General features: G+C 48.8%; 12 protein-coding genes. 6 read left to right on the forward strand and 6 right to left on the reverse strand.

From position 1 onward, the window contains the following. Positions 1–72 precede the first annotated feature (72 nt). A complete protein-coding gene (gene hemL, locus QUA70_RS04765) occupies positions 73–1,371 on the forward strand; it encodes a glutamate-1-semialdehyde 2,1-aminomutase (protein ID WP_333283359.1) in 1,299 nt (432 codons plus the stop codon). Between the two features lie 411 nt (positions 1,372–1,782). Here hemL and QUA70_RS04770 read toward each other — a convergent pair whose 3' ends face one another. Next, complete coding sequence (locus tag QUA70_RS04770; protein WP_333345272.1) at positions 1,783–2,184, reverse strand: biopolymer transporter ExbD; 402 nt, start codon at positions 2,182–2,184, stop codon at positions 1,783–1,785. After that, complete coding sequence (locus tag QUA70_RS04775) at positions 2,168–2,827, reverse strand: MotA/TolQ/ExbB proton channel family protein (RefSeq protein WP_333264027.1); 660 nt, start codon at positions 2,825–2,827, stop codon at positions 2,168–2,170. Before QUA70_RS04775 ends, QUA70_RS04770 begins: the two co-directional genes overlap by 17 nt. Positions 2,828–3,591: 764 nt before the next feature. Here QUA70_RS04775 and QUA70_RS04780 point away from each other — a divergent pair. From QUA70_RS04780 to QUA70_RS04795, 4 genes are all read left to right on the forward strand, one after another. After that, a complete protein-coding gene (locus QUA70_RS04780) occupies positions 3,592–5,142 on the forward strand; it encodes an energy transducer TonB (RefSeq protein WP_333345274.1) in 1,551 nt (516 codons plus the stop codon). Between the two features lie 90 nt (positions 5,143–5,232). After that, a complete protein-coding gene (locus QUA70_RS04785; RefSeq protein ID WP_333410318.1) occupies positions 5,233–6,318 on the forward strand; it encodes a hypothetical protein in 1,086 nt (361 codons plus the stop codon). 368 nt (positions 6,319–6,686) lie between these two features. Beyond that, positions 6,687–8,774 carry an acylase gene (locus tag QUA70_RS04790; RefSeq protein WP_333345277.1) on the forward strand — a complete coding sequence of 696 codons (2,088 nt, stop codon included), beginning with the start codon at positions 6,687–6,689 and terminating at the stop codon, positions 8,772–8,774. 309 nt (positions 8,775–9,083) lie between these two features. Next, a complete protein-coding gene (locus QUA70_RS04795) occupies positions 9,084–9,872 on the forward strand; it encodes a DUF6602 domain-containing protein (protein WP_333410320.1) in 789 nt (262 codons plus the stop codon). Between the two features lie 371 nt (positions 9,873–10,243). Here the strand turns inward: QUA70_RS04795 and QUA70_RS04800 are convergent, their stop codons facing one another. The 4 genes from QUA70_RS04800 to QUA70_RS04815 form a co-directional block, all read right to left on the reverse strand. Beyond that, positions 10,244–11,518, reverse strand: a complete 1,275-nt coding sequence (locus QUA70_RS04800; protein ID WP_333345281.1) for an MFS transporter — start codon at positions 11,516–11,518, stop codon at positions 10,244–10,246. Positions 11,519–11,608: 90 nt separating this feature from the next. Next, entirely contained in the window at positions 11,609–12,790 is a 1,182-nt protein-coding gene (locus QUA70_RS04805) for a PepSY-associated TM helix domain-containing protein (RefSeq protein ID WP_333345283.1), read from the reverse strand. Between the two features lie 271 nt (positions 12,791–13,061). After that, the gene (locus tag QUA70_RS04810) at positions 13,062–15,872 is read right to left on the reverse strand and encodes a TonB-dependent receptor domain-containing protein (protein WP_333345285.1); all 2,811 of its coding nucleotides are present in this window, start codon (positions 15,870–15,872) and stop codon (positions 13,062–13,064) included. Continuing rightward, positions 15,872–16,108, reverse strand: coding sequence for a hypothetical protein (locus QUA70_RS04815; RefSeq protein WP_333345287.1), 237 nt, complete (start codon positions 16,106–16,108; stop codon positions 15,872–15,874). Before QUA70_RS04815 ends, QUA70_RS04810 begins: the two co-directional genes overlap by 1 nt. 564 nt (positions 16,109–16,672) lie before the next feature. Here QUA70_RS04815 and QUA70_RS04820 point away from each other — a divergent pair. Further along, positions 16,673–25,309: an amino acid adenylation domain-containing protein gene (locus tag QUA70_RS04820; RefSeq protein WP_333345289.1), complete on the forward strand. Its 8,637-nt coding sequence runs from the start codon at positions 16,673–16,675 to the stop codon at positions 25,307–25,309. Positions 25,310–25,323 lie beyond the last annotated feature (14 nt).

Consider the following 25,323-nt stretch of genomic DNA (forward strand, 5'->3'; position numbering starts at 1 on the left):
CGACCTAACCTTTATGTTGAACTGGCTATAAAATTATTCTACCAACAACAGACCTTCACTAAGGAGAAAACATTGGTTTCCACAACCTTGAAAACGACCAAATCAGAAGAAATTTTCGCTGCAGCCCAGAAGTTGATGCCAGGTGGCGTCAGTTCCCCCGTGCGCGCCTTCAAATCCGTAGGCGGACAGCCCATCGTCTTTGACAGGGTAAAAGGAGCCTACATTTGGGATGTTGACGAAAACCAATACATTGACTATGTAGGCACTTGGGGCCCGGCTATCTGTGGCCACGCCCACCCGGAAGTCATCAAAGCCCTGCACGAATCTTTAGAAAAAGGTACGAGTTTCGGCGCACCATCGCTGTTGGAAAACGTACTCGCCGAAATGGTCATCGATGCCGTTCCCAGCATTGAAATGGTGCGATTTGTCAACTCCGGCACCGAAGCCTGTATGGCCGTTTTGCGGCTGATGCGAGCTTTCACCGGACGCGATAAACTGATTAAATTTGAAGGCTGCTATCACGGGCACGCCGATATGTTCTTGGTAAAAGCCGGTTCCGGCGTGGCAACTCTGGGCCTTCCCGACTCCCCAGGCGTCCCGAAATCCGTTACCGCCAATACCCTCAACGCTCCCTACAATGACTTAGAAGCAGTCAAAGCTTTATTTGCCGAAAATCCCGGCGAGATAGCAGGCGTAATTCTCGAACCAGTGGTGGGGAATGCCGGTTTTATTACCCCGGATGCAGGTTTTCTCGAAGGTTTGCGGGAAATTACTAAAGATAACGGTGCTTTGTTAGTTTTTGATGAAGTAATGACCGGTTTCCGCATCGCCTACGGCGGAGCTCAGGAAAGATTCGGCGTTACCCCGGATTTGACTACCTTGGGTAAAGTTATCGGTGGCGGTTTGCCGGTGGGAGCTTACGGGGGAAGGCGGGATATTATGGGGATGGTGGCTCCTGCTGGGCCGATGTATCAAGCGGGTACGCTTTCGGGAAATCCTTTGGCGATGACTGCTGGGATTAAGACTTTGGAATTGCTGCAAAAACCCGGCACTTACGAACAGTTGGATAAGATTACCAAAAAACTGTCTGACGGATTGCTAAAAATTGCTAAGGAAGCCGGACACGCGGTTTGGGGCGGGCAAATTAGCGGGATGTTTGGCTTGTTTTTTGCGGCTGGCCCGGTTCACAATTACGAGGATGCGAAGAAGTCGGATTTGACGAAGTTCAGCCGCTTTCACCGGGGAATGTTGGAGCACGGAATTTATCTTGCTCCTTCGCAGTTTGAGGCGGGATTTACTTCTTTGGCTCATACTGACGAAGATATCGATCGAACTTTGGCTGCAGCGCGTGAAGTGATGGCAAGTATTTAACGTGTGTAGTAAGGACATTCGTCCTTAAAACTCAGAAATAAATAATTAAAGTCCTTGCTGTTTGTTGGCAGTAAGGACTTTAATTTTTAACTGCTACCCAATCCGGCTTAAAAACCTCTTGATCAGGGCTGATACAGGGGGCGAGAAACCTAGTTTCTACCCGATTTGGCGACGAGTCATATCAATTCCGGTTGCACTTATACATGATGGGGAGTGGGGGAATATGGAATTATTGACCGAGCCTCGATCATTCCCATCCCAGCAGAAACAATATCAAGTAAAGTCCTGAATCATACAGACTATTCAGGAGTCGCTTTTAATAAGGCTTACAGGCTTTTTTAGTAAATCTGCACCGGGTAATTTCAGGTTAATGGTGTGAGGGAATTACAAATTAGTAATTATAGGAACTCTCTACTTTGCGGTAGCAATCCCTAACTTAGCTCCCTTAATTCGGCGTAATCGATCCATAACTTCCACAACATTTCCGTGATTGACGCTTTTATCCGCATTCAACACAATTAATGAGTTCTGATTTGACCCCATCGCCTGTCGCACCGTACTCTCAATCTGGTCTAAGTTGACTAACTTTTTATCAACCATTAATTTTCCCTGATCATCGATCGTGACGGTAATTTTAGCAGGTGAGTCCTGAACTTGAGAGGTTGATGCTTTCGGTAAATTTACGGGTAGACCCTCGGATTTGGATAAAGACAGAGAGGAAACAATTAAAAACGTTAATATGGCGAAGACCACATCAATCATTGGCACGATGTTAATCTGGGGAATACTATCCGGTTCATCGGGTAGGCGCATAATTAGATTCTCTTGGTAGTTTTTCGTAGCGGTGACGGTACAATAACTCTAGTTGGCCTCCGGCTTCCTGAATAAAAGCAATCTGCTGTAAGTAAAACCCGCGAAACATATTGGCAAATAAGAGTGTAAAGATTGCCACAACTAACCCTATTGCCGTAGAAACGAGGGCTTCGCTAATCCCAGAAGTAACGCCTGCGGCATTGGTGCCCGTGGCATTCCCCAGTTTGAGAGAACTAAAGGTAGTAATTAACCCCAAAACTGTTCCGAGCAACCCAAATAGTGGGGAAAGGCTGATAATGGTGTCAAATATTGTATTGAATCGCTTCAGGATGGGGATTTCTGCCTGAGCGCCACTCTCTAAGGCCAAACGAAATTCTTCGATGTTGGGGGAGTCTAATTCTAAAGCTTCTAAAAAAATCCGGGCTAGGGGCAAATCGCTGTTTACTTGTAACTTTTTGATGGCGGAATCGGGGTTTTGACTGTAAAGCTGTAGCACTTCCCGCACAACTCGCCGCTGCCGCCGATTTACCCTAAACCAAAAGGCAAGACGCTCTATGATCAGCGCGACTGCTGCGATTGAGGAGGCCAATAGCGGCCAAGCAACAATGCCTGCGGCGCGAAAAATGTAAATGAAAGCATCCATTGATTTGTACTCTCGCTAGCTCTGTTGAATGATCGCAAGCTGCCTAATGGTGCAATTAGCCCGATCGAAGGCTGGTAGAGTTTCTGCGTCAAGTCGGCACAAGTGATTCAGGTGGCGAATTGTTTCACTCAAGCGCGATCGCGATCGCGATCGCACAAACGCACTACCTGTATGTGACTATCTTCGTCTGTACCCAAAATGCTCCTACTGTGATCCCGACCGAGATCGCGACAGATTGTTCTGCCAGTGCTTCTTTGCTAAAGATTTGCGTTAGGACTTGACAATAATCTTCAATAATTTCAAAGATTCTCAACTAGGTTTCCACAAAATTCAGGGTTTGTCAAGTCCTGATCCATCTTTTTAAATAAAAATTACCTATTAAATAAAAAAATAAAATTAAGTTTACTTATTAAAAAAATTTTATGAAAAGCTTGAGAATGTGGAAATTTGTTGGTATATTACGGGCTAGAGTATTGCAGTTAAGGCATTTTTGAACCTTGCCCTGCCAGAATCCGAACATTGACAGCACCCACGAGAGCGACGTAGACGCCCCCAAAGGAAATGCTGATTGGTAGCGTCTAGTGGCTATCTCAAAATTAAATAATGAAAATTAATTGCAAGAGTCTTGAACAGGGTGACAGTGTTCTTATAGGATGGGTAGGTTCATCATTGATAGCAAGCTCAACAGGCTGTTGGTAGCTTGTTTCGGGTTATGTCGGGGAGCCAGCGAGGATGTTGTCATCCATAAAGGAGATTGATAAGGCATGAGTTTTTCAAATGTTTCGGCGACGCAAAGACAACAACAAGAAGAAGCTCTCAAAAAAGTTCTGGCGCTCAGTCTGTTAGGCTCAACCTTCCTGCATGGTGTCGCGCTGCCGTTGAGCCTCAACTTGGTCAAACCTGCTGAATTTGCAGAGGATTCTATTGAATTTGTTGTGCTTGATGAGCCTAAAGTAGAGGAAACCAAGCCAGAGCTAGCTATTCCAGAAAAGGTATCTCCCCCACCTGAGACGTTCAAACCCGAACCGCCACCAGAACCAACTCCCCCAGAGGAGTCACCGGTAGCGGTAACTCCACCGTCGATTCCAGAGGAGCAGCCGGTAGCGGTAACTCCACCGCCGATTCCAGAGGAGCCACCGGTAGCGGTAACGCCACCACCGATTCCAGAGGAGCCCCCGGTAGCGGTAACGCCACCACCGATTCCAGAGGAGCCCCCGGTAGCGGTAACGCCACCACCAGAGATTAAGAAAGAGCTGCCATTAACGGAAACTTCGCCACCAACTCCGATCGAGCCTTCCCCCCCACCTCAACAGGATTTCAATTCCCCAGAAACTCCTAAAGCCCCGATCGCCAAGGAACCCGAAACCCCCTCGCCCGATCCTCCAAAAAGCGAACCACCCGTTACCGCTTCCCGCCCCAAGGGTGCTGCGAGTCTCCCAGACTTTACAAAAGATGCTGGAAATCCCAACTCCTCAGACAGCCCTGAAAAAAATAGCCCGCTCTCGTCATCTGCTTCGGCGGGTAGCGGGGAGCCTTCCTCAGAGCCATTAAATCCTTCTTCCGGGCCCATACAGCGATCGCCCGGGGCTGGGTCGCCAGTCACAGCTACTAGGCCAGGAGGTGGCGGCAATTCTGGAAATGCGATCGGGGATGTAGGAAACCTCCCCTCCTCTGGTAGCCCCGGAGGAAGTGCGTCGAACTCACCATCCGGTGCCAGCGAAAATGGCGACATACCTTCTGATGAGCCATTTGCGGCTGGTTCGGGGCGATCGGCCCGATCGCCTGCGGCGGGCTCGCCAGTCACGGCCACCAGGCCAGGAGGTGGCGGAAATTCGGGAAATGGGAGCGGAGGTTTAGGAAACCTCGCCTCCTCTGGTAGCCCTGGAAGTGGAGGCCCGGGAGGCGGAAGCCCAGTCGGAAGTGCGTCGAACTCATCACCCGGTGGAGGTGGAAATGGTGGCGGGGGTTCGTCAGGGCCATTTGGTAGCGGTTCGGGGCCAGTGCCAAAACCGACAAATCCAGGAAGAGGGGGGAGTCCTTCGCGCCCTTCCGGCCCGCCTCCCGGCACTTGCATTAGCTGCGGTAAACCTGAATATCCGAGCGCAGCCAGAAAAGAAGGGCGGCAAGGCCGAGTGGAAGTCATGTTTGACGTTGACCCCAACGGTAAGGCATTCAACATCACGATCTTGACTTCGAGCAAGCACGACGACTTCGATAGCGCAGCGATTAAAACAGTAGAAAAATGGAAATTTGCCACATCAGAGAGTGGCATTCAAGGAAAAACAGCATCCATTACCTTCCAGCTCAATGACTAGGGATTTTTTTGAGACTCTAGCAATTTGGCTGGGAATTCTATAGCACCGTCCAAGGAATAGCAAAGTTAAAAGTTGAATTTTTTGTGAATTATGAATTTGGGAATGTCGTCAGCAATATTAAGTAAACTTCAGCGAGTGGGACTCGCTCTCTTACTTGGTTCCAACTTGGGAATTGCTTTGTTGTTTGCCAACCCTCACAGCGCAATGGCAGGAGTAATTACTTTACCCGACGGCGGACGTTGCGAGGGAGAATTGAGTGAGGGAAAACTCAGCGGCCCCGGCATCTGTCAATATGCCAACGGCGATCGCTACGAAGGCCAATTTTTCAACGGCAAACCTCACGGTCAAGGCATCTATACCTTTAAAGAAGAAGGTCGATACCAAGGAGAATTTGCTTTGGGTGAATTCAACGGTCAAGGTGTCCGCGAATTTGCTAACGGCAACCGCTACGAAGGCAGTTTTAAAAACGGTGAGTTCGATGGTACAGGAACTTTTACCTCAACTAACGGCATTCGTTACGAAGGCTCTTTTACAAATAGTTCCCCCAGCGGTCGCGGGGCTTTTACGTTCAGTAATGGCACTCGTTGCGAAGGAGATATTAAAGAAGGAAAAGTTAACGGCAAAGGCGTCTGTCAATATGCTAATAAGAACCGCTACGAAGGAGAGTTGCTGAATAATCTACCTCACGGACAGGGAATTTATACCTTTGCTGAAGGAGGTCGTTATGAGGGGCAATTTAGTGAAGGGCAGTTTCACGGTAAAGGGGTTCGCGAATATCCGAACGGCAACCGCTATGAAGGAGAGTTTGTCAAGGGCAACACTCAAGGTCAGGGGTTCTTTACTTTTAAAGAAGGGGGACGTTATCAAGGGCCGTTTGACAATGGAGAATTTAGTGGTGAAGGTGTCCGTGAATTCGCCAATGGAGATAGCTATAAAGGCACTTTTGTCAAGGGTAAGATGAGCGGGAAAGGAGTTTACGTTTTTAAGAATGGCGATCGCTGCGAAGGCGAATTTAGCGAGGGTCAGTTCAAGGGCAAAGGTACTTGCATTTACGCCAATGGCGATCGCTATCAAGGTGAATTCCTCAACGGGCAAAAACACGGGCAAGGTTCTTATCTATATGCAGATGGAACGAAAGTAGAGGGGAATTGGCAACAGGGGCAGCTCCAAAAATAACCTTATAACCTATCTCTCCCTACTTGTTTACCCCCCCCTCCTCACCAATAACATAATGAGCTTTACAGCCGACACATCGGCTTTTTATAGCCTATTTAATTGGGTGAGCGTAGGGGAGGGCTTTTAATTTCACATCCGATTTACACAGGGTGTTTTTTCTGATTTTCTGGATTTCTCACAGAGGTGTTATTTTTTTTACTGCATATCGACGCAGATAGACGTAGATAGGTTACGTTTTTGGGCATCGGATTTGGTAGAATTTTTTCCCTTGTTCTCCATAAAAGGGGTCTAAATCCTCGGCGTTTTGTTCATGCAGCTTGTTGACAAGGCTGCAATGTCTCAGTTTAACCCTAGCAAATTAATTTTCAGTGTTTATACAACTAAAAAAACAAGGCCGGCGGATTGTCTCCTTATTAATGAGTTTTATTTTAGTTTTGCTCCTCAATAATGGGGTTCAAGCCGCGCCTGAAATCGGCACTCAAATTCTTTGGGATACCTATGGAATTCCACATATTTACGCAGAGAATAGTAAAAGCCTTTTTTACGCTTTTGGGTGGGCGCAGATGCAAAGTCACGGTAATCTGATTTTGCGTCTTTACGGGCAAGCTCGCGGGCTAGCTGCGGAATTTTGGGGCGACGATTATCTGGAATCCGATCGCTGGGTGCAAACTATGGGAATTCCTAATCGCGCTAATGCGTGGTATGAATCACAAAATCCTATTTTTCGCAACTATATCGATGCTTTTGTTGGCGGAATGAATGCCTATGCAAAAGAACACCCAGAGGCACTCACCGAAGAATTAAAGGTAGCATTGCCCCTCAAACCTGCAGATGTATTGGCACACGCGCAGCGCGTCATCAATTTTACTTTTGTAGTCGATCCAGAGCGCCTTGAAGATATCGCTGAAAATGACACCCCCAAAGGCTCTAATGGTTGGGCGATCGCTCCTTCCCATTCTCAAAGCGGCAATGCCATGCTATTAGCAAATCCTCACCTTCCTTGGTCGGATTTATATTTATGGTACGAAGCGCAACTGATTGGCCCAGAAATTAACGCTTACGGAGCGACTCTCGTCGGATTTCCTGTATTAACGATCGCCTTTAATGACAACTTGGGATGGACTCATACTGTCAACACTCACGATGGCTGGGATGCCTACGAATTGCCCCTCGCTAACGATGGCTATCGCTTCAATGGCAAAATCCGAAGTTTTGACAGGGAAGAGAAGGTTTTAAAAGTCAAAGAAAAGAATGGGAATTTGCGATCGGAATCTCTAGTAGTGCGGCGTTCTGTTCACGGGCCGATTCTCACAGAAAAACAGGGCAAAGCGATCGCCCTGCGCGTTGTCGGACTCGATAAACCAGCAGCCCTTGAGCAGTGGTGGGATATGGCACGCTCAAAGAATTTTTCTGAATTTGAAACCGCTTTAAAGCGCTTGGAAATTCCCATGTTTACCGTCATGTATGCCGATCGTGAAGGGCATATCATGCACTTGTTTAACGGTCAAGTCCCCATACGCAAAAACGGAGATTTTAAATACTGGTCAGGCACGATCGCAGGCAATACATCAGAAACTTTGTGGAGCAAAAATCATCCCTATGCGGATTTGCCGCGCGTTGTCGATCCGCCCAGCGGTTGGTTGCAAAATACCAACGATCCTCCTTGGACGACGACGTTTCCCAGCGCGATCGCACCCGATAATTATCCCGCCTACATGGCACCGCGCGGTCCGATGGATTTGCGATCGCAGCGATCGGCAAAAATGCTCTTAGAAGATGAAAAAATCTCTTTCGATGAATTGATGCAATACAAACATTCCACTCAGGTAGAACTCGCCGATCGCCTCCTCGATGATTTAATTCCCGCCGCACGCCAAGGCAGTGAAAAAGCGCGCCGCGCTGCGGAAGTTCTCGCCACTTGGGATCGCAAAGTCGATGCTGACAGTCGCGGTGCGGTGCTGTTTGCCTTTTGGAAACAAGCGATGGATGCCGATCGGTTATTCGCTAAACCTTGGAGCGAAGATGCGCCGCTAACGACGCCAGACGGGTTGGCAAATCCTGCGGAGGCGGTGCGGGTGCTGGAAGCGACAGCAACCAAAGTTGAGGTAACTTATGGCGCGTTAGATGTCGCATGGGGGGAAGTCTTCCGATTGCCTGGGGAGGCGAATCTGCCTGCAAATGGAGGTGACGGTGATTTGGGTGTATTTCGCTCAGTCTGGTTCGCTCCTGGCAAAGACGATCGCTTTCAAGCGGTTGCGGGCGATTCTTTTGTCGCTGCGATTGAGTTCTCGAATCCGGTGAAAGCGATGGCGCTAAACAGTTACGGCAACGCCAGTCAACCTGGTTCGCCCCACGCAGGCGATCAGTTGCAGCTCTTTGCTCGCAAGGAATTGCGCCCTGTATGGCGATCGCGATCGGAAATTGAAGCTCACCTGAGTTCGCGCCAGAAACTATAGCAGAAGGAAGTTCGGCAACGGATTCTGTAACGGATGTAACGGATGTCAGGAAGAAGTTATATCAAATCCGTTAGCATCGGAATTATTCATCTCTTTTTCCTCTTCCTCTGCTTTCTCTGCGGTTAAATCATTCCGATGCAACCGGAATTGATATCACATCGGGCTTGGGATTGCTATAGAATATGGTAGTGTTGCAATATCAGGGTTTTGATAAAAGTGGGTCAACCATTTTACCCCCCAATTATCCTTACTATGCAGGACTACCTAGAATATTTTATTATCATCCTAAATAAGGGAGGGGAGAGCCACGTGAACGAGTATCTTCTTCAGAGACTAAGAGCTGACGCAGCTCACTTATTGTCCTTAGCGGAAAATGAGGGAAAGTTAAAGCACCCAGGGGTTAAAGGGCGCTTCCGAGAGTTGCTAATTGATAATATATTGTCTCCTTGGCTTCCACCAGATGTACATTGTGGAACAGGAATGATAGTTGCAAGCAATAATGAGCGAAAAGAAGCTACCCAAGATGATGTGGTTCTTTATGCAAAGAGCCTCTGTCCACCTGTTCTTGTCTCAAAGTATGCACCAGAAGGTGTCTTTCTTTACAATAGTGTTTTAGCCCGGATCGAGGTTAAATCCTGCCTTAACAACACTGAATTAACTAAATTTGTTGTAGCGGCAAAAGAAATAGCCACCCTAAAACTCGATGTTAGAGACGGTTGTACGAATCAATTTACTGCAGCTTTAAATTTTTTATTTGCCTATAAATCCGATTTGAAATCTGGTCAAGATTCAGAACTTAAAAGACTCATTTCTGTTATGAAGAGTGAACTCATTAATATTGATCCGTTATCCGGCATAGTCTCTATGCTATGTGTTCCAGGTCGAGGATTTTATAAAATAGGAGTAGAAAATGGAAACAGAGTATGGCAAAAACACTTATCTAATGATCCTCTTGATCATATAGCTTGGTTTGTTGCGTGTCTATCAAATTCATGTTTTCAATATCTTATAGAAAGACAGGGGCGTGATTATAAAAATAGTCTTGAAGGTGGTGTTGGCTTATACCTCGATCACCCTTTCAAGGCTATCAGCATTTAATATCAAATCCTGTGGTATCGGAATGATTAGTGTTATTGGGTAATCGGTAATTGGTAATGAGTAATTGCCATCACCACCGTGAGTAATTCCGATGCAACCAGAAATGATATAATATCAATTCCGGTTGCACCGGAATGACTGTTGACTGTTGACTGTTGACGGGCGGGTCGAAAAACTGAATGGTTGAGTGTTAACTGTTGACTCGATTTTATTATTCCGATGAAACCGGAAACGATATTAAAAGACCTCTCTCCGTTTCCCCTTTACCAGAAAGAATTGGTTTAAAGCCGGAACCCTGAGCGGGAGAAATTAAAAGAAGACTGTTCATTACTCCAATCCTCTTCCTTCCAGATAGAGGTCGCTATCAACTGTCAACTGTCAACTGAAGCATCGCGCAGCAGTCGGCAAGCATACCCACCGACTGCAACGAGCAATAAGCCCAGCGCGGAGATAGCGTATAACAAAGCCATGCCAGCACCGGCACCTGTCCCCAGAATTCCGCCAAAAATAGCAGCTAAAAAACCTCCCGGTTGCATGGCGGGTTCAAAGACGCGATCGGCAAGTGGCCCTGCGATCAATAAACCGATCGCTGACGCCAATTGCACGATAACTGCTCTGGTAGCAAAAACACGCCCCTGTACCTCTGGTGCGACTTTCGCCAGCCAAATCGCCTCGTTGGAACTGCCGAGGATGGGGAAATTGAAAGACGAACAAAATTGAGCGGGAACCCAGATGGAAAGCGCCTGGCCGAAACCAAAGACTATTTTACTCAAGCCCGCACCTGCCATGCCGAGCAGGAAGCCCCGGATTCGGCGTCTGGGACCGCCCCAAATACTGATGATCGATGCTCCTAAAACGCCACCTGCGCCGGCGGCTGAAAGGATAGTACCTAGGATTCTGGCATTGTTGCCGGTGCGTGCCAGAATCATCGGTGAGTAGAGGGCCGCGCCGATGTCGTGGGCGAACCAGAATAGCGAAACTGACACCAGCAAGGCAAGCAGGCTGGGACGCTCGACGATGTAGCGGAATCCGAAGCTGAGTTCTTGCAATAGGTGGGGGCGAGTCGGCTGGGGATTGGAGGCGATCGCGGGCTGGGGTATTTTGACACATACTAGCGTGGCGATCGCTATTGTAAAAGTTGCCAGGTCGATCGTAAAAATCCCGCTCAACCCGATCGCAGAATAGAGAATCCCCGCCAGCGTCGGAGCAATAATACTCGCACCGTAACTTGCCAAAAAACTTAAACTGCTAGCGCGGCTGTAATGCTTTTCTGGCATCATTGTGGCGATGGCTGCTGAGTAAGCTAACTGCTGAATTTGGTCAAAAATTCCGTTAACCGCACCTGCTACATATATATGCCATATTTGCAGGTTTTGGCTGATATAAAGTAATAGGATAGTGAGCGTTAACAAAGCTGAAACCGCATCACCGATCGCCATCAAAAATTTTCGATTACAGCGATCGACGATAATGCCAGCAACCGGAGCGAGCAAGATGCGCGGCAATTGAATAAAAAACATCAACAAAGCCAAAGCCGTCACTTGACTGGTGGACTCCCAAATCCAAATAGTCAGCGCAAAGGCGGACATAGCGCTGCCAATCATCGAAGCAGCTTGTCCGAGCCAGAGTTGAATAAATTTTTGCATTAAATAAGCGATTGATAGGATTTAAAATTCAGAGGATAGGGGTTTTTAGGCAGGAGAATGACACCCACATAAAACCGCACGCCCCTCTCATTAAAACCAAGGCCATTGCTGGCTAAGGGGAGATAATTCTTCATATTGCTGTCTCGCCTCCTTACTGTAAAATTTCGCCAAATGCCGCTGCCGCCACATCAGTACACCCGTCATAAACAGTATAATCGCTGCTAATCCTGCGATCGCGTGTGCCAGCCGCAAGTAAATCCCGCCATAGCTGCCAATATGTAGCGGATAAAGCGAGTTGAGAATTCGATTTGCTACAGAAGCTGACTTTACACTGTCAGCCTGCAATATTTCGCCACTGTATTGGTCTAGATAAATGGTGCTAACCCCGTTTGGGTGCGACTCATTGGGAAATTTTTTCCGTACTTTTAAAATTGCTTCAGGCGTCAAAGGCAGAGAAATAAAAGTGGTTTTAGCTTCTGGCCAAACGGTATTAACTTGGTGTAATATTTCGTCAAGGTTTTGCCTCGATCTGCTAGAGTGAGGATGAGAAGTCAATGCTGGCTGTGGCTTTTCATTCGTTAGCCAATACAAAGTCGATTCAACCGGCGCGTAAAAAATTATCGCTGTCCCTGTAGCGGAGATGAGTATGAGAAAAGCGACCGATACAATGCCAGAAACGTTATGTAAATCAAATACAGTCCGCTGCCAGTGAGCTTTCCAATTAATAGAAAAGCCGCGAGCCAAATTGCGCCAACCAGTCCACAATACCAAGCCAGTAAAAGTTAGCCCTAGCATTACTAGACCGCAAATACCTACAAAAAGATGACCGAATTCTCCTCCCGCTAATTCCGCGTGTAACGTAAAAATAAAACCTGTAAAACTTTCTTTCCAAAGGCGCGCACCCTTAATCTCTCCGCTGTAAGGATTGACATAAACGCTAACTATTTCCTCACTCTTTGAAAGCATCGAAAGTTGGCAAACTTCCTTGGCTGATCGCGGCAGCAAGATACTAAGAGCTTGATTTTGCGGATAAGCTTTTTCGACAATTTGCAGGACATTTTCTAGCGGTATTCGTTCGGCTTGAGGAATGACTTGCAGGAGTTGGGGATTGAAGAACCGCTCGATTTCGGGACCAAAAACCAGCAAGCTGCCCGTTAAAGCAATTACTGCTAGAAATATTCCTACCACCAACCCCAAATACAAGTGCAGTTTGAATGCGAGTTTGCGGAACTTCATCTCGAATTTTTTTTCAAAGCCGTTAACTGTTCTCATTAAGGTAAAACCGATAGTCCGACAGGGAATGAATTCCCTGTCTCAAAGCTAAAGTCCTCGCTATGAGGACTGAGAAAAACACTTTTCAACTCATTAGTTCTCTTGAGAGGACTTTAGCTATTAGACAGGGGTTTCAACCCCTGGCGGACTGGCGGACTAGCGGGTGGCCGCGAGGACTGGCAGACTAACAGCTTAAATTGACACCAATGGGTTCTTGGAGTGTCCCTACGAGGATATTGAATCTACCTCATAAACCTGCAATCTGCTGTAATTACCAGTTAAGGCGGTAATTAACACTGAGAGTCAAACCTCTGCCTGCATAATTAGCGCTGTCCGATCCAAATCCAGCTAAGTATTGGGAGATCACGGGAAAATATTGATTATTCAATAAATTCTCGACTTTGACTTGTAGCAGCCCAGAGCCAATTTTAACCGCGCTGACGTAATCCACAGTGAGATAGCTGCTAATCGGGCCGCCATCCGAGCCGTCTTTGAAGGCCTGATCGCGATTTCCAGAATATAAGAACTGTAACCGATTGTTCCATCCCGGCAAAGTTTCGTTTTGAACATAAGCTGTTAGCTTGAGCGGTGGAATTCGGCTGCTATCGAGGGCGATGTAACGGTTGTCCTCCTCATATTCGCCTTGAATATAAGTAGCAGTCCCCCCGATCGACCATGTTCGTCCAGGTTGCCAATCCACAGTCCCTTCTAAGCCGTAAATGCGTTCTGGGGCGCGGATGAGTTCCAGGCGGCCTGTGTTGCCAACTGGTTGAAAACTGACTCCTAGATCGGAGGTATTGTAAAAAGCGGCAAGCGACATTTGCACGGATTGCCACCCTCCTCGAATGCCAATTTCGTAGTTGTTGACTTTTTGCGGTTGAGTTACTTCTAACGAAGATTCAATTCCGACAAAATTGTCGGGGGGTTGGCGGAGGATGCGGGCGAAATCAGGGACTGAGAAACCTTGAGAAAAGTTGCCAAATATGTTGAAGGTGTCAGTAATTTTATAGACAGCCCCTGTATTAAATAGGGTGGCGTTAAAATTGCGATCGCCTCCTTCGATCTGGCGATCGTTAAAAGTGGTATAATCATTGACGTTTAACCCGACCCGTTCGTGACGTATCCCGCCACTTAGAATGACGATATCGTCAATATTCCATTCCAATTGACCGAAAAAGCCAAGGCTGTCATAAGTGTAAGGAGGAACGAAAGGACGCTCGGAGATTTTCCGGTAAACCCGGCCACCACTTGCGTCAAATCTCTCCGGATCGTACAAGTCGAAACGCTGTTTGCTATCTTCAGTAATATAGTCAGAACCCCAAGTTAATCGAAGATTTTCGGCACGGGATAAAGGAGTGGTAATCGCCAGTCTACCTCCTATCTGTTCGCTCTCCGCTCGCGAACGAGTAACACCGACAAACGGCCCAAAGAAATCGGACGTGCGGTAATCTGAAGGAACACCTACATTGGAATTTGTTCGATAGTAGATTTGGCTTTGAAGGCTGCTGCCAAAAAGGTTTTGGTTGGTGTAACTTAGGTTGAGCTGTGTACTTTTATTCCCCGGTGTTTCCCCGTCAATATCCAACTCCCCGGTTCGGATGGCGCGGGCTTTTTGCCGTCCTTCCTGGTCGTCAACACTAAAGTCTGGAATCACATTGGGATCTTGGGTTTCCCGATAGTGATTGACAGTTAGTTGCAGCCGCTGTTCGGTATCCAAATCTACCCCGACTTTGCCCATCACGTTGAAGAGGGTGCTGCTGTCTCCGCCGAGTTCAAAAAAGGGAATGCGATCGCCTTTGGCATCGTAAAAAGCTCCACTTCTAGAGAGCGAGACAGTTCCCGTCAGATCGAAATTGCCCGTTCGGCCAGAAATCGTCTGCTGAGCGTTAAAGCCTAGAGCATCTCTTGTGTTTGTTAAGGCGCTACTGACGCCCACTTCAGTAACAGCAGTTAGCCTTTCCTCAGTTGGCCGACGAGTAATGATATTAATCACGCCACCTGTAGCCTGAGCGCCGTAGATTGCGGTAGACCCCCGCACTACTTCAATGCGTTCGATCGCGCTGGGATCGATGTTTCTAAATTCTCTACCAAAAGATTGAATATTGGTCGTTTGCGGCACGCCGTCAATCAGAACGGAAACGTCGCGACCCCGCAAAGTTTGTCCATAAGTGGCAGTAGTTTGAGTCGGGGGCGCGAAACCGGGAACCTGATTTGCCAGAGCTTCCCCGACATTTCTCGATTGCCCTACCTGCTGCTGAATTTCTTGTGAGTCTACCACCGTTATAGAGCGTGGCACGTTCGTCACTCTTTCTGCGGTTCGTGTTGCAGTGACAACGATTTCAATCGGGTCTCTCCCCGCCTGTGGTGTCCCAGGTGGCTGCGCTGTAGGCGGCAAGGCTTCTCCGGGTGTCCCAGGTGGCTGCGCTGTCGGCGGCAACGGTTCTCCGGGTGTCCCAGGTGGCTGGGCTGTCGGCGGCAAGGGTTCTCCGGGCGTCCCTGGTGGCTGCGCTGTCGGCGGCAAGGGTTCTCCGGGTGTCCCTGGTGGCTGGGCTGTAGGTGGCAAAGGTTCTGCGGGTATCTCTACCTGCTGCCCTGTCGGTGGCAAGGGTTCTGCGGGTGTCCCCGGCCGCTGTGTTGTAGGAGCAGGTGCAGGCGGGCGAGCAGTCATCTCCGAGGTGGGTTTTAAGCTGAGAATCAGACCCGCAGCATTAGGAATCACCCGTGCCACTGGTTGACCCCTCTCGCCAATGACTTTGATTCGGATGCTGTTGTTATCTAAACGAGTAACGGTGACAGAAGCAATTCCCGCAGCAGGCTTGTCTTGACGAAACTCATTTCCCCCCGGTAGTCGCAGTTGAGCGGTGATGACATCAACTTGTAAAGTTTCGCCAAAGCTGGTGCTGAAGACTTGCAGGGGTCTTCCATCTTCAGTGTCTAGGATGACTTCGATTCCTTCTGACGTGGGGTTGAGGCGAACGCCCGTCACCTGCGCGATGTTGGAAGCGCACGCCGACTGAGCTACTACCGCCGACACGACTCCTGCCAGCCCAAGGCTACTTAATAATTTCTGCGATCTGTTCATTAGTCTTGAATCAACAATTGATAGAACTTCGGATATGTGGTTTGCGTTGTTTGCACAACATGATTTGTGGCAGCGTTGCTGCTCTTGTGGGCAGGAGTGAAACTGACCTGCGGAAGATCCGGCCCAGTTGTCGGGCGCAGTTCGATCCGATTCTCCCGTCGGTATCCGCCTTTGTCTGGCAGGAAGCGCGTGAGGGCGAAAGCCTCAGTCCGGTGGCGCTCTGGACGATCGCCCACGGTGGGCACTTTCCTCGGTTAAAGGAAGTAGTCGCTGGGGTCTTAATGAGAAAGTGACTTAATTAGATAACAGAGCACTTGCATCTGTCAAGAGTTAACTAATGAAAACTAATTTCATTTCAATATAGGGGGTGTGACCCCTCTCGCTAGTTGTCTGCCACTTGTTTATTATCTTTGGTGTCAGGGCTAGACAAACGATCGCCTAAAATGCTATGGCAAGAGTTAGAAAAGATTGTCATATAGGAAACGATAGGACTAAACCAATTTGCTAAAGATCTCTTGACAATTAATGTCATCTAGCCTAGGATACTTAAAGTCGATAGCCGTAAAGCCCCTGAAGCTGATATCGAAGCTGGCTCGGACTGAAATCGCCCCGGAGCCATTGCCGAACAGCGCGATCGACAACAAAACGTGAAAACAAGCGCTAATACCCGAATTGAAGACTCAAACGCGCTGATGGGAGACTCGTAACGCCCGACAACTGTTCACAGAAAGTCTATGTGGAAAGAATTGGGCGGAACTGGTTGGCGTACTGCAAACAAGACTTATAGGTAAAAAGAATCGATGAGTGACGCAAGCATTAAGGGAAACCAACTCACCGAAAGTTGTACCAATTTAGTAGAACTCCTGCAAAATAGGGCATTACACCAACCAGAGCAGAAATATACATTTCTGTTAGACGGAAAAACTGAAACCGCCAGTTTGACTTATCGAGAGTTAGATGCGATCGCCCGATCGCAGGCCGTGCGGCTTCAGGCATTGGGAGTCACTGGCGAACGAGCGTTACTGCTTTTTCCGCCAGGATTGGACTATCTCGCCGCCTTTTTTGGATGTTTGTACGCCAAAGTGATCGCAGTTCCCCTCTATCCGCCGAAGCTGAAACGGAATTTAGCGAAAATTAGTGCGATCGCCAAAGACGCAGGAGCAACAGTTGCGATCGCTCCCGCGCGACACTTGGAAAATTTAGAGCAGCTATGCGAGCAAGCGCCGGAACTCAAAGCGATGCGCTGGCTGAGTGCAGAGGCGCTTTCCGATGACGGCGAAAAGTGGCAGCAGCCACCCATCCATCCCGACGAAGTGGCTTATCTTCAGTACACTTCCGGCTCAACCTCCACCCCCAAAGGCGTAATGGTGAGCCACGCCAACGTTTTGTACAACATCGAATACATTCACCGAGGCTTTGACCACGATGCCGAGAGCGTTGCCGTAACCTGGCTTCCCCCGTTTCACGACATGGGGTTAATTGACGGATTGCTCAAACCTTTGTATCTAGGAATTCCCTCTTACTTCATGCCACCAGCGGCGTTTATTCAGGACCCGATGTGCTGGTTGGAAGCGATTTCGCGCTACAAAGCTACCCACAGCGGCGGGCCAAATTTTGCTTACGACTTGTGTGCTAGCAAAATAAGCAAAACCTTGGGCGATCGCCAAAAAATACTCGACTTGAGTAGTTGGCGCGTGGCTTATAACGGCGCAGAACCCATCAACAAAGAAACCCTAGAAAGATTTACCAAAGCTTTTGAACCCTGCGGTTTTCAGGCGGATGCCTTTTGTCCTGCTTACGGAATGGCAGAAACTACACTAAAAATTGCAACAGTTCGCAGCGGAACAACACCGACTTTCTTACCTGTTGACGCTGGGGCGCTGGAAAATAATTACATTGTAGAAGTTTTGGAAGGCGATCGTAGCGCGAGAACTTTAGTCGGCTGCGGTTTCCCGGAATTTGGCACTAAAGTTGCGATCGTCAATCCCGAAACTCTGACGCAGTGCCAGCCGCAGGAAGTCGGAGAAATTTGGGTAGCTGGCGAAACAGTTGCGCGAGGCTATTGGAATCGCCCAGAAGAGACAGAAAAAACCTTTCAAGCATATCTTTCAGATAGCAGCGAAGGGCCCTTTTTGCGAACAGGAGATTTAGGCTTTTTACGCGATCGAGAACTGTTTATTACAGGGCGACTCAAAGATTTGATTATCATCCGAGGTCGCAATCTTTACCCCCAAGATATAGAAAGAACGGCAGAGCGCAGCCATCCGAGTTTGCGGCAGGGGGCGATCGCGGCATTCTCGGTGGAAGTCGCAGGCGAAGAACAGCTCGTTATCGTGCCAGAATTAGAATCTCGCAAAGCGCCGGATAATGCCGAGGAAATTATCAGCGCCATCCGATCCCGCATTGCTCAAGAATATGAAGTGCAAGTTTATGGAATAGTGCTGATTAAGCCCGGAAGCATTCCGAAAACGACCAGCGGTAAAATCCAACGTCGCGCCGCCTATGCTGACTTTCTAGCTGACAATTTGGAAGTTGTCGCCAGTAGCGTTTTAGAGTTAGCTGATTCGGTGGAAATCGAGAACCGCCTCACGCGAGAAAATCTGCTGACAGCGGAGTTAGAAGAACGGCAGGCACAGTTAGAAAGCTATTTGCGACAGCAGGTAGCGAGGGTGCTGAAAGTCAGCCTTTCTCAAATCCAATCGGCAGAGGCTTTTAGTAATTTTGGTTTCGATTCATTGGCGGCATTTGAGTTTAAAAATCAGATCGAAACAGATCTGAAAATAGCTTTATCAGTAGAAGACTTTTTCCAGGAATTAAGCTTTACTCAACTGGCTGCCAAAATTTTAGGAAAATTGGCAGAAGCGCCGACAATGGCGTCTATTCACACCGTTTCTCGCTTACAAAACATCCCCCTATCTTTTGCCCAAGAGCGCTTGTGGTTCTTCGACCAATTGGAACCGGGAAACCCCTTTTACAACCTCTGCGGTGCGGTTCGGATGACGGGGCAGCTCAATGCAGAAGCACTCAGGCAAAGTATTGAAAAAATTATCGAGCGGCACGAGATTTTAAGAACTGCGTTTGCTGGTAGGGAAAAAGAACAGATACAAGTTATTTTTGATGCGAAAAATTTCCCATTGCCGCTGATAGATTTGAGCCATTGCTCCCCTGGGGAACGCGAGAAAAAAGCGCAAGAACTGTCTGCGGAAGAAGCCGAGTTGCCCTTTGATTTAACTCAACCAAATCTGCTCCGTGCCAAACTTCTGCGCCTATCAGAAACAGAACATACTCTGCTTTTGTCCGCCCACCATATCATTTTTGATGGGTGGTCTTTGGGCGTATTTTTACGGGAGCTAGCGGCATTTTATGAAGGGTTTACTAATAAAAATTTAGCCTCGCTTCCACCGCTGCCCATTCAGTATGCAGACTTTGCAGCTTGGCAGCGCCAACAAATGCAGGGAGAAATATTAGAAACTCAACTTACTTACTGGAAGCAGCAGTTAAGTGGCAGCGCAGCGGTGCTAAATTTACCAACAGACTTTTCTCGTCCCGCTGTTCAAAGTTACAAGGGAGGTCGGCAATTATTTGAATTGCCAGAACACTTAACCGAGGCAATTAGGCAATTGAGCCGCCGCGAAAAAAGCACTGTATTTATGACATTGCTGGCAGCATTCAATACGCTGCTTTACCGCTACACGGGGCAAGAAGATATCCTCGTCGGTTCACCAATTGCCAGCCGCAACAGCAGCGAAACCGAATCATTAATTGGATTTTTTGTCAATACTTTAGTCCTGCGATCTGACTTAACCGGAAATCCCTCTTTTCGAGAGTTGCTGGCTCGCATTCGGGAGGTAACTTTAGGCGCTTATGCACACCAAGAATTGCCATTTGAAAAACTCGTAGAAGAATTGCAGCCGAATCGAGATTTAAGTCACTCGCCTTTATTTCAGGTGATGTTTGCCATTCAAAATGCCTCTGAATTCGCCTTAGAATTGCCAGGTTTAAGCCTGAACTGCCAACAGATTCACAGCGGGACAGCAAATTTCGATTTAACCCTGGAATTAGAAGCCACAGCAACAGGTATTAGAGGGTGGTTTGAATACAGCGCAGACTTATTTGAATCGGCTACGATCGCGCGAATGGCAGGACACTTTCAGAACTTATTAGAAGGCATCGTTGCGAATCCCTCCGCGCGTTTATCAGATTTACCGCTGCTTGCAGAAACAGAGCGCCAGCAACTTCTATTTGAGTGGAATAATACTCGCATAAATTCTTTTCAAAATGCGTGCATTCACCGCTTATTTGAAGCGCAGGCTGCGAAAACCCCTGAGGCTGTTGCGGTGCAATTTGAATGCCGAAGTTTGACCTACCGAGAACTGAACGATCGCGCGAATCAACTTGCCCATTACTTGCACTCTTTCGGCGTAAAACCAGATGCGATCGTCGGCGTTTACATTGAGCGATCGCTCGATGCGATCGTCGGAATTTTAGGCATATTAAAAGCAGGCGGCGCTTATTTGCCCCTCGACCCCATATATGCTAAAGAACGCCTCGCATTCATGTTAGAAGATGCCGGAGTCAGGGTATTGCTGACGCAAGCAGAATTAAAAGCAGAAACGCCAGCCCAAAATAATATTTCTGTGATTTGCTTGGATGCAGAATGGCAGAATATTGCTCAACAAAATAAGTCAAATCCTGATAGCGCCGTTTTGCCAGAAAACCTCGCTTATATCATCTATACATCCGGGTCTACCGGCAAGCCAAAAGGAGTGATGGTGCAGCATCAATCTTTGGCAAATTATACACAGGCGGCAAGTGTTGAATATGGCATTAAAGCAGGCGATCGCGTTCTTCAATTTGCTTCCCTCAGCTTCGACGCCAGCGCCGAAGAAATCTATCCCTGTTTAACGCAAGGTGCCACCTTGGTACTGCGCGGAAACTCCATGTTAGACAGCATTACTTCCTTCCTGCAAAAATGCCGGGAATGGCAAATCACCGTCTTAGATTTGCCCACAGCTTACTGGCGCGAATTAACTGCCAGACTCAGCGCCGAAAAAGCAGAATTTCCCCCCTCAGTGCGCTTGACAATTATTGGCGGAGAAACCGCACTTTCAGCATCCCTGAACCAGTGGCAAAAGTGCGTATCAGAAAAAGTGCGGCTCGTCAATACTTACGGCCCCACAGAAACAACAATTGTCGCCACGTGGTGCGACACTCTCCCCACTTCCTCCTCTTCTCTCCCCTCTGCGCCCTCTGCGCCCTCTGCGGTTAAAAACTCCCCAAAAACCTTGCCGATTGGTCGTCCAATTCCAAATGCCCGCACCTATGTACTCGATGCTAATTTGCAACCCGTTCCGATCGGAGTTCCCGGCGAACTTTATATCGGAGGTGCGGGAGTTGCCAGAGGATATATCAACCGTTCGGATCTGAATCGAGAAAAATTTATTCCCGATATTTTTAGCGGCGTCCAAGGCGATCGCCTTTACAAAACAGGCGATTTAGTCCGCTATCTCCCCGACGGCAATTTAGAATTTCTCGATCGCACCGATCGCCAAGTGAAAATTCGCGGTTTCCGCATAGAGTTAGGAGAAATCGAATCCGCACTCAGCCAACATCCAGACGTGCAAGAAGCAGTCATTCTCGCGCGTGAGGAAGATTCAGGCGGAAAGCGCTTAATCGCCTACCTCGTTTTAAAATCAGCAGTCAGCATTGGGAACTCGGCACTGATTAAAAATCTGCGCTCTTTTCTCCGGGAACAACTGCCCGATTATATGGTGCCTGCCAGTTTCATGTTTTTAGAAGCGATGCCATTAACCCCAAACGGCAAGGTAGATTTCAAAGCTTTTCCGGCGCCGGAAACCAACAGTTCAGAGGCAGATTATATCGCTCCTGAGACTTTAGAAGAACAAGTATTAGCTGATATTTGGGCTGAGGTTCTGGGTTTAAAACAGGTCGGAATGAATGACAATTTCTTTGAGTTGGGAGGTCACTCTTTGCTGGCAACTCAACTGATTGCCAAGGTGCGCGATCGCTTTCAAGTCGAGCTATCGCTGCGCTGTCTGTTTCAATCCCCCACAGTCGCTAGTCTAGCAGCGACGATCGCGGAAACTAAAAGCGACCCCGATCAAGAACCTATTAAATTACTGCCGACAATCGCCCCCGATCCTCAAAATCGCTACAAACCATTTCCCCTCAATGAAATGCAGCAGGCGTACTGGATCGGGAGAAATAGCTTCTTTGAAATGGGGAATGTTGCCATTCACGGCTATGTAGAAATTGAGAGCGACGAGTTAGATTTAGAGCGGTTTAGCCTCGCGTGGCAGCGAGTTGTAGAGCGTCACGATATGCTGCGGGCGATCGTACTTCCCAACGGACAGCAGCAAATTCTGGAAAACGTACCCGCTTATAAAATTGAGGTTTTGGATTTGCGATCGCTCGGTCCAGAGGTTGTCGGCGAACAACTCGAAGCAATCCGCGATCGCCTTTCTCACCAAGTGCTGCCGCTCGATCGCTGGCCGCTGTTCGAGATTTGCGCTTCGCAAAGGGGCGATCGCCGCATCCGCCTCCACATCAGCATTGACGCCTTGTGCATAGACGGCTGGAGTTTTCAAATCTTGTTTGGCGATTTGGTAAAGTTTTACCGCAATCCCCATACTGCGATCTCGCCCTTGCAACTGTCTTTCCGCGACTGCGTGTTAGCTGCGATCGCCTTAGAAAACTCCCCATTTTACCAGCAATCCTTAGATTACTGGCTCCCTCGCCTCAAAACCCTGCCACCAGCGCCGGAATTGCCCCTCGCCAAGCACCCGAATTCCTTAACGCAGCCGCGATTTAAACGCTGGAGCGATCGCTTAGACTTGCAAACCTGGCAGCGCCTCAAAACGCGCACAGCTCGGGCCAGCCTCACTCCTACGGGTTTATTGCTCGCCGCCTATGCCGAGGTTCTCGGACTGTGGAGCAAAACGCCTCGGTTTACCCTCAACGTGCCGCGCTTTAATCGCCTTCCCCTGCACCCTCAAGTTGAGGAGATTATTGGAGAATTTGCCTCGTTTACTTTGCTAGAAGTAGATAACTCGAAGCGAGAGAGTTTTGAAGTACGGGCTAAGCGATTGCAAGAACAGCTTTGGCAAGATTTAGAACACCAGTACGTCAGCGGCGTGCGGGTTTTGCGAGAACTCGCTCAAGCGCAAGGTACAACCGCAGCGCTGATGCCAGTCGTGTTTACGATCGATCCGCAAAACGCGCCTGGGGAAGATTCCTCTATCTTCTCTCTCATTCAAGAATTGGGAGAACTGGTTCACATCATCGGTCAAACTCCGCAAGTTTGGATAGACGCGCAATTTACCGAAACCGCCCAGGGGCTGTCTTTTAGCTGGGATGCGGTGGAAGAACTCTTCCCCCAAGGGATGATTGACGATATGTTTGACGCCTACTGCAGCCTGTTGCAGCGCCTCGCAAGCTCGGAGTCAGCTTGGCAGGGAACGGCGCAGTTGCAGCAGCAAGCCCTCGCTAACGGCATCGATGCACCGATTCCCGATGCACTGCTGCACGAACTATTTGCTCAGCAAGTAGCCTTGCGATCGCAGCAATCCGCCGTGATTGCTTCAACGCGCACCCTTACTTATGAGGAACTATATCTGCGATCGAATCAAGTCGCTCACCGATTGCGGAAGCTGGGAACTCGCCCTAACCAGTTGGTTGCCGTCGTCATGGAAAAAGGATGGGAGCAAATCGTCGCTGTGCTGGGCATTCTCGCATCCGGGGCAGCTTATTTGCCCGTAGATGTGGCGCTGCCAAAAGAACGGCTGTGGTATTTGCTGGAAAATGGCGAAGTTGAGATTGTTTTGACGCAATCTCAGTTAAATCAGCGATTGGAATGGCCGGAAAATGTGCGGCGAATTTGTCTCGATACCGACGAATTGGTGGCCGAAAGCAACGAAGCTTTGGAATCGGTGCAGGAAGCGGAAGATTTAGCTTATGTGATTTATACTTCCGGCTCAACTGGCTTGCCGAAAGGCGTGGCGATCGCGCACCGAGGTGCAGTCAATGCGATCGCTCAGACCAATCAAGTGTTTAATGTGGCCGAGTGCGATCGCGCGATCGCACTCACCGCACTGCACCACGATATGTCGGTTTACGATATCTTCGGCATCCTAGCAGCCGGGGGAGCGATCGTCATTCCCGATGCCGCACAACGGCTAGACCCCGCTCACTGGAATCAATTGATGGTAAAAGAGCGCGTCACCATTTGGAACTCGGTTCCCCCGATGATGGAAATGCTGCTCGATTACGCTGCCGGACGTTCTGAGGTGTTGCCAGAGTGCTTGCGCTGGGCGTTTCTCGGCGGAGATTGGATTCCAGTAACGCTGCCTGAGAGGTTAAGGGCGATCGCCCGTGAATGCCGCGTTGTCAGTGTCGGCGGGCCAACTGAAACCACTCTCTGGAACATCTGGTATCCGGTAGAAACTGTTGACCCTTCTTGGAAAAGCATTCCCTACGGATCGCCGATCGCTAATACACGCTATTACATTTTGAATCAAAGGCTAGAAGACTGTCCCGTCTGGGTTGCCGGCGAGATGTGCTGTGCCGGAGTTGGACTGACAAAAGGATACTGGCGGAATGAAGAAAAAACTCGCGCCAGTTGCCTCACGCACCCCGTCACGGGCGAACGCTTGTACCGAACGGGAGATTTAGGGCGCTTCCTCCCTGACGGCAACATCGAATTTTTAGGGCGAGAAGACTTCCGCATCAAAATTCGGGGATACCGCATCGAGGCGGGAGAAATTGAAGCTGCTTTGAACCAGCACCCGGCAGTGCGATCGTGTGTAGTAACGGCATTCGGGGAAGATCGCAGTCAGAAACGGTTAGTAGCGTATGTGGTTCCCCAACAAAATGCAGCGCCAGAAACTTGCGAATTGCGGCAATTTCTCAGCCAAAAGCTGCCCGAATATATGCTGCCCTCTGCATTTGTCATGCTGGAGGCGCTGCCGCTATCTGCCAATGGAAAAGTAGACCGCAAAGCACTTCCCGCACCGGATGCCGCCTTCCTTCCGAAAACCTTTGTCGCGCCTAACACCCCGGTTGAAAAAGTTCTCACAGGCATCTGGGCTGAAATACTCGGATTGGAAAAAATCGGCATTCACGACAACTTTTTTATCGATTTAGGAGGGCACTCCCTACTAGCAACGCAAATCATCTCAGCCGTGCGCGACACCTTCGGGGTAGATGTCCCCCTGCGCTCCTTCTTCGAGTCGCCTACCGCATCCGAGCAAGCCGCTGCCCTGGTGGAAAATCCCGCGCAGCGAGAGAACGTTGAAAATACCGCTCAATTGCTGCTGAGTCTTGCGGAACTTTCCGATGAAGAAGTAGAGCGAATGCTCGCCGAGAAAACTTCTCTCCGCGATCGGGAATTGACGGTCTCCGCTTTTTCTAGTTATTAATCCCAGCAATTCAG

This window comes from Microcoleus sp. LAD1_D5, from assembly GCF_036702115.1.
GTDB lineage: Bacteria > Cyanobacteriota > Cyanobacteriia > Cyanobacteriales > Microcoleaceae > Microcoleus.